The following is a 221-nucleotide window of genomic DNA, read 5'->3' as shown; positions in this document are numbered from 1 at the left end:
ACATAGCCGCGGTCAAAAATATTAATTGCATCCTTCTCTTCAACTATCAGATTGTCCATTTCTGTCTTATCACTATGTTTTGCTGTGGTAATTGTTGCGCAATCCGGCAGGACCCCTTGCCCAAACAAATTAAGCCTGAGATGAAGTTTTATACCGCCTTTCTCTTTACGGAATTCTGCCCAGCGATAACGGCTTAGACACAAGCTAATAACCGAGGCATC

1 pseudogene is annotated in these 221 nt (G+C 43.0%); it reads right to left on the bottom strand.

Annotated features, from left to right (window positions below):
• Window positions 1–221 (bottom strand): annotated as a pseudogene (locus ULO1_RS09195) (IS4 family transposase); the annotation flags it as partial.

The organism is Carboxydocella sp. ULO1 (genome assembly GCF_002049255.1).
Classification (GTDB): domain Bacteria; phylum Bacillota.
The sequence above is the reverse complement of the archived record's forward strand: the minus strand, read 5'-3'. Positions and strand labels throughout refer to the sequence as shown.